The organism is Kitasatospora sp. NPDC056800 (genome assembly GCF_042789775.1).
Taxonomy (GTDB): domain Bacteria; phylum Actinomycetota; class Actinomycetes; order Streptomycetales; family Streptomycetaceae; genus Kitasatospora.
The window spans coordinates 46,241-52,458 of sequence record NZ_JBHUAL010000037.1 but is presented as its reverse complement, the minus strand read 5'-3'; the positions used below and the strand labels follow the sequence as shown (position 1 = coordinate 52,458).

The 6,218-nt window shown below is 72.6% G+C and carries 6 protein-coding genes and 1 pseudogene; 3 read left to right on the top strand and 4 right to left on the bottom strand.

What is annotated here, in order from left to right:
• On the bottom strand, positions 1-936 hold a 936-nt coding region (locus ACFRQN_RS11500; RefSeq protein WP_380739933.1), incomplete at its 3' end, for a BTAD domain-containing putative transcriptional regulator.
• Positions 937-1,251: 315 nt separating this feature from the next.
• On the opposite strand from ACFRQN_RS11500, the gene ACFRQN_RS11495 reads away from it, so the two are divergent.
• Entirely contained in the window at positions 1,252-1,905 is a 654-nt protein-coding gene (locus ACFRQN_RS11495) for a hypothetical protein (RefSeq protein ID WP_074006106.1), read from the top strand.
• A gap of 32 nt (positions 1,906-1,937) precedes the next feature.
• Positions 1,938-2,531 (top strand): RICIN domain-containing protein, encoded by a 594-nt coding sequence (locus tag ACFRQN_RS11490; RefSeq protein WP_074006105.1) that lies wholly within the window; start codon positions 1,938-1,940, stop codon positions 2,529-2,531.
• A 49-nt stretch (positions 2,532-2,580) separates the two neighbouring features.
• Here the strand turns inward: ACFRQN_RS11490 and ACFRQN_RS11485 are convergent, their stop codons facing one another.
• The 3 genes and pseudogenes from ACFRQN_RS11485 to ACFRQN_RS11475 all read right to left on the bottom strand — a co-directional run.
• Positions 2,581-2,874 (bottom strand): hypothetical protein, encoded by a 294-nt coding sequence (locus tag ACFRQN_RS11485; protein ID WP_049649250.1) that lies wholly within the window; start codon positions 2,872-2,874, stop codon positions 2,581-2,583.
• Between the two features lie 507 nt (positions 2,875-3,381).
• Positions 3,382-3,843, bottom strand: coding sequence for a hypothetical protein (locus tag ACFRQN_RS11480; RefSeq protein WP_074006104.1), 462 nt, complete (start codon positions 3,841-3,843; stop codon positions 3,382-3,384).
• Positions 3,844-4,072: 229 nt separating this feature from the next.
• Positions 4,073-4,423 (bottom strand): annotated as a pseudogene (locus tag ACFRQN_RS11475) (ATP-dependent Clp protease proteolytic subunit); the annotation flags it as partial.
• A 905-nt stretch (positions 4,424-5,328) separates the two neighbouring features.
• On the opposite strand from ACFRQN_RS11475, the gene ACFRQN_RS11470 reads away from it, so the two are divergent.
• Positions 5,329-6,218 (top strand): trypsin-like serine protease (locus ACFRQN_RS11470; protein WP_380739930.1); only part of this gene is annotated, 890 nt, incomplete at its 3' end.

Below are 6,218 nucleotides of genomic sequence, written 5' to 3'. Positions count from 1 at the left end.
GCCGCGCGCTCTGGCCCGGGGGGCCGGGGCGCGGCCGCCCGGCCCCCCGGGGCCGACCAGGTGGCGTCCGATGGCGCGGAGCTGCGCCTCGCGGCCGACGAAGGCGGGTGACTCCCAGGGGAGTTGGGCGGGACGCGGCAGGGGCCGCTGTACCGCGGCGGCCGACCGCCTCGATGCGGCGGGCTCGCGGGGCGGGGCCGGGTTCGGTGCGCCGGAGCCCAGCAACTCCTGCTGGAGGCACCGGAGTTCGGGTGAAGGGTCGAGGCCCAGCTCCCGCGCGAGGTCGGCCGCGTACCGCCGGTACGCGGCCAGGCCCTCCGCCCGGCGCCCGCTGCGGAGCAGGGCCGTCAGCAGGTGCCGCACCAGGCCGTCGCGCAGGGGAGTGGCCCCGACCAGGCCGATGAGCTCCGGGACGATCCGCTCGTGCCGGCCGGCCGCCAGTTCCAGCTCGAAGAGCCGCTCCAGGGCGGCCATCCGCTGCTCCTCCAGGCCCGCGGCGATGGTGGCGAGGGCGCGGCCCGGCAGGCCGTCCAGGGCCGGGCCGCGCCACAGGTCCAGGGCCTCGCGCAGCAGGGGCGCGCCGTCGGCGCCCGCACGGGCGGCGGCGTCGACCCGGGCGGTGAACTCCCGCGCGTCGACGCGGACCCCGTCCGCGGCGAGGAGGTAGCCCGGCCCGTCGGTACGGATTGGTGAAGGGCGCCGCGGGCCGGGCGAGAGCGCGCGGCGCAGCAGCCCGACCATATTCCGGACCTGGCGGTCGGCGGTGGCGGGCGGGCACTCGTCCCACACCGCGTCGACGATCCGGGGCACGGACACCGTCCGGCCGACGTGGGCCACCAGCACGGCCAGGAGCGCCTGTTGGAGCCGGCCGCCGACGGCGAGCGGGCCGGAGTCCCGGGCCCGCACCTCCAGCGCCCCCAGGATCCTGAACTCCACCCCATGGCCTCCGACGATCGAACGGTGCCGTGCGTCGTCCTGCGCCCCGAGCCCCCGTGACGGGTGCGGCAGGGCCATCCTCGCCCGGGCGCGGCGGCGTGTCCATGGCGCCCTGGACGCGGCGCCGCGCTCCGGGGCGCCCTCCCGCGGCGTGATGGGGTCGTGAGGAATTCATGACGGCCTTGCGCAGGATCGTCACCGGGCCGGACGGCATCCCCCACGACGGACCGCCCCACCGTTCCCCGCCCGCACCAGCACCGGCACGGTTCCGGCCGCAGGGGTGCGGCCCATCCACCAGAGCACGGAGGAGAACAGATGACCCTCGTCCACCGGCCTCGCCGACGGACGGCGACGGCCGCGGCCGCCGCCACGATCATCATGACCCTGCTGGAGATCGGGGGCATCGGGGCCGGCACCGCCCACGCCGGCGCCCGCCCGCCGACGACGAGCTGCAACCCCGCCGTGGACCAGACCTGGCTGGACGTGACGTCCCTCCAGGTCGACCCCGTCGTCACCGACTTCCTCGCCGTCTACGTCGCCCCGGGAACCACCGGCCAGCGCACCGAGACCCTGGGCCGGGTGGACTCCGTCACCACCGTCGTCAACCGCAGCACCGAGATCAGCGTCTCGGCGAGCGTGCTCTTCGTCAAGATCGAGGCCAAGGTCGGCTTCTCCGTCCAGAAGACCACCTCGACCACCACCAGCACCACCGTCTCGACCACCTGGAACCTCAACCAGCCCGGCTACTACGGCCTCTACCGCGGCACCCGCCGGGTCCAGGGCGAGTACGCCAAGTTCGTCTGCGCCCAGACCGGCCCGACCACCGGCGTGTGGATCAACGCCTTCCCGGACGGCGGCGGAGGGAGCTTCACCACCTACGAGCTGCCGGAGATCGGCAGCGTCAACTGCGCCCAGACCGAACCGGCCGGCACCCTGCGCCGCACCGCCCAGATCCGGCTCTCCTGCTGACCCGCCCACCCCACACCACGACGGAGGAGCCCATGACGAACCCGCTGCGGCGCCGGACGACGGGCGCCCTGCGCACGCTCGGCGCCGGCATCCTGGCCGCGCTGGCCGGCGGCACGCTGCTCGCCGCTCCCGCGTCCGCCGACACCCCGCCGAAGTTCGGCTGGTCCGACTGGAACGGCTGGAGCTGCTCGGGGTACTACCGGATCAACACCCCGGCCGGGCAGGTCCTCGACATGAGCCAGGGCGGCACCTTCTTCGACGGAGCGCTCATCCAGTACCCCTGGAACGGCCAGCGCAACCAGCAGTGGGGCCTGTGCCGGTGGCCGGGCGTCCCCGAGGACACCAGCAGCTACGTGCTGCGCAACCGGCAGAACGGCGACTGCATCGGCAGCTACGACGGCGGGAGCGTGGACGCCTCCTGGATCAGCGTGTTCGACTGCTCGGGCGACATCGGCCCCAATCAGAAGTTCTGGAAGACCGTGGACCCGGCCTCCGGCGCCTTCGTCCTCAAGCTGCAGCACTCCGGCAACTGGCTCGCGGTCGCGGAGGCCGCCAACGCCAACTCCATCGTGGCCCAGTACTCCTACCGGGCGACGGCCTTCACCCTGCAGCAGCTGAACCCGTGACCCCCCGCCCGCCGGCCCGGCCCCCGGCCGGCGGGCGGCCACGGGGGAGTCAGGGGACGTAGAGGCTCCGGGCGCCGGTGGCGCTCTCGTCGTCACCGGCGCTGATGCGGCCGAGCTCCTCTCCGTCGCAGTCCGGCCCCGAGTAGAGGGTCACGGCCGTGTCGGTGTTGTTGTCGACGATGCTGGAGTCCTCCAGGGGGTAGCAGCCGGAGGGGTCCGTGTAGACCTCCGCGTTGTTGAGGTAGAGGTTTCCGGTGGCCGCGGCGGCCGGGCCGACGGGCAGGACCAGGGCGGCAGCGGCCATCAACGGGACGCCGAGGGCGGCGCGGCAGGTGATTCTCATACCCTGCGCATATCCATTCCGGGCCGGTGCCGTGGCCGGGACGGGCAGGCGTCGCCCTTGGAGGGCGGGCCCGATGGGCCGAATGCCGGGTGCCCCACAGTCGCCGCCGGCCCCGCACCCGGCCCGGGTGACGGCAGACTCGAACCGCCCGGCTCGGGAGCTGTGCTCCCGCCTCCCCGGCATCCCGTCGCCGACGTGCTGGAGCCGACTGCGGGCGGTGACCCGGCCCTGACGTCCCCGAGGGACTGTGCCGTCGCTGTAGCAGCCCTTGTTGTCGGACACCTCGCAGCACTCGCCCACCGGCACCACACCGTCCGACGGGCCCAGCCCCATGGCCGCGCCCGTCCGCTCCGCGCACAGCCACCAGGCCGGCGCCACCGCCCCGGTCGGGAGCGCCACCGCCAGCCCCCTCGTCACCGCACGCCACAGACCCCTCTCCTCATGCGGCTGCCGTCGGTGTCGCTGTCCGCACTGTCGCTTTCGCGGGTGCCGGTGCGCCCGGAGGGGTCAGGAGTAGTCGGTCTCGACGGTGAGCTGGGGCACCCAGGCCTGGTGGATACGGGAGTGGAGCGGGCCGCCGGGCGTGTAGTCGTACTCGTAGTACATGTACGGGGACCAGGAGAGCCGCATCGGACCCGAGCCGGGAACCGGCGGCGGGAGGGCCCGCGCGGTGAACGTCACGGACCGGCTGTCACCGGGCGCGATCGGGACCCGGGGGTGGAACACGGCGGTCTTGCCCGAGACGGAGCAGTCGGTGACATCGCCGCCGCAGCCGACGGCCTCGACGATGCCCGGTGTCACGTTCATCGGCCAGTTGGGCTCGATGTACTCGTAGGAGAACACGATGTCCGTGGTCTCGGTGTTGGTCAGGGTCATCGTGATGGTGAAGGTCTCACCGGGACGGACGGTCTGCCGGTCGATGGAGTAGCTGTCCCAGGTCGCCTCGGCGGACGCCGGAGACGTCAGCATCGCAAGCCCAACACCTAAGAGCAGGGCGATAGTTGTGGTGATCCTCTTCGTTCGGAAGGGTCTCATGGGGGAGAGGATACGAACGCTTCGGGCCGCTGTCCGCCGGTTCACGGCATCCGGTCGGAGCCGCACCGCCGGGCGGCGGCCCCGCAGCCGCCGGTACGGCGGGCTCCGCCTGGTGGCCTGACCTCCGCTGAAGTACGGCGCCGGTGCGCACGCCCGCCGCCGTACCCGCCGCGGGTTCAGCCGAAATCCGCGCGTTCGGCAGCGCGAACCGCTTGCCGGGCGAGCCCACGGTGAGTAGGAACTGGCCCATGCTGGCGGCGAACCCCATCGCCAGCGTGGAGACGTCGTTCGGGATGAGCCGCATGGTGTCGTAGACGGCGAGCCCCGCGCTGACCGACCCGCCGGGGCTGTTGATGTACAGGCCGATGTCGGAGCGCGGGTCCTCCGCCGACAGCAGCAACAGCTGTGCGCACACCCGGTTCGCCGACACGTCGTCGACCTGGGTGCCGAGGAGGACGATCCGCTGGGCGAGCAGCTGCGCCGCGAGGCGGTCGTCGAAAGGGCTGGACGGCGTCGGCCAGTTCGCGGACGGCGTGGTCGCCGACGGGGCGGTCCAGCTCGGAGGTGTCGTTCATGGCGCCCTTCGGTCCCGACCTGCGGTCAGCAGCCCGAAGGCTACCGGCGCTCTACCCCGAAGGCACCGGGGTTTCCGGCCGGTGCACCGGCACCGGCAACCCGGGGCGCGCCGCCCCTCGGCCCGGCAGGCCTGGGATCCGCTCCGGGGCGATCCCGAAGCCGCCGCGGTACGCGGCGAGGGTCCGTCCGAACACCGCATCACCCCCCCGCTGCACGGGCGTCACGCGATGGTCTCGCCGAGGTCGGTGAGTGTCGCGAGATTCGTCGCGGGGCGGCAAGGCGCATACCCCTTGTCGTTTGCCTTCGGTAGTTCGTTGTTCACCGCTTCGACCCCCCAATTGCCGATCGGCTCAGGTGCCGCCCGTCTGCTGGTATGTGCGACTCATAAACGACCTACAGAACCTTCATGGCGTCATGTAGAGTCTGCGCCGCCATGCATGACTGACACTCAGAAATGGATGGCTTGGGCAAACCGAGTCGAGGTCGAACCGACTTCGATATCAAGTCAATTCATATCGATCAACCACGGACTGTCCTGGTTTGCACCGCCTTTGATGCAAACTTACCCAGGAAAAGGAAATGCGCACAGAAGAACATCGCTGGCCCATCGCAGGGGGCAGGGCCATCGCCGTCACCGGCTTGGGAGCCGCCCTCACCGCCTCGGCCGACACCGTCTCGACCGCCGGCTCCGCGCCACCGGAAGGGGCCACGAAGGCTCCACCGCAGGCCCGTTTCCTCGCGGGGGCGCGTCGACGTGCCTCCGACCCCTCCCGCAGCTCCGGTGGATCCACGATAGGAAGTCCCATGTCCCGCAAGTCCCGGTCTCGTTCCCGACGGGCAGGTGTGCTGACTGCCGTTCTCGCCGCCGGTGCGCTGTCCACCCTCGGCACGGCCCCGGCGGGTGCCGTGGTCGGCGACGCGGCCGCGGCCGGCGCCTCCGCCACCACCGCGCGCCTGGTGATCGGTGACAGCCTGCGCGGCTGCACCGGCGCGCTGGTCGATCAGCTCTGGGTGATCAGCGCCGCGTCCTGCTTCTCCGACGACCCGGCGCAGCCGCAGGCGCTGGCCGCCGGCGCGCCGAAGTGGAAGACCACCGCCACGGTCGGCGCGACGTCGACCCAGGTCGTCGAGCTGGTGCCGGGTCAGGGCCGCGACCTGGTGATGGCCCGCCTGGCCACGCCCGTCCAGGGCGTCACGCCGCTGACGGTCGGCACCTCGGCGCCGGTCGCCGGTCAGTCGCTGACGGTGACCGGGTTCGGGCGCACCAAGACCGAGTGGGTGCCGCCCCAGGCGCACACCGGCTCGTTCAGCCTCGACACCGTGAGCGCGACCGGTGTGGGCATCACGGGTACGGGCGGCGCGGCGGTCTGCAAGGGCGACACCGGTGCCCCGGTGGTCCGCGAGGTCAACGGCAAGTCCGCCCTGGTCGGCGTCATCTCCCGTTCCTGGCAGGGTGGTTGCCTCGACACCCCCGCCGGTGAGACCCGCACCGGTGCCTACGCCACCCGCGTCGACGACCTCGCCGCGTGGGTGTCGGCCCAGACGAGCCGGTCGTACGAGATCCTCAACCCCGCCAGCGGACGCTGCCTCAACCTCAAGGGCGCCGGTCCGACCTGGCCGAACAACACCGAGATCATCGCCTGGGACTGCACCCTCGGCGCCAACAACGAGAAGTTCCAGCTCACCCCGGACGGGCTGCTGCGCAACCCCGCCAGCAACCGCTGCCTGAACGT

Bases quoted from the DNA above. Each gene is read 5' to 3' on its own strand.
- ACFRQN_RS11495 (WP_074006106.1), top strand. From the start codon at position 1,252: ATGACCCTCGTCCACCGGCCTCGCCGACGGACGGCGACGGCCGCGGCC.
- ACFRQN_RS11490 (WP_074006105.1), top strand. From the start codon at position 1,938: ATGACGAACCCGCTGCGGCGCCGGACGACGGGCGCCCTGCGCACGCTC.
- ACFRQN_RS11485 (WP_049649250.1), bottom strand. From the start codon at position 2,874: ATGAGAATCACCTGCCGCGCCGCCCTCGGCGTCCCGTTGATGGCCGCT.
- ACFRQN_RS11480 (WP_074006104.1), bottom strand. From the start codon at position 3,843: ATGCTGACGTCTCCGGCGTCCGCCGAGGCGACCTGGGACAGCTACTCC.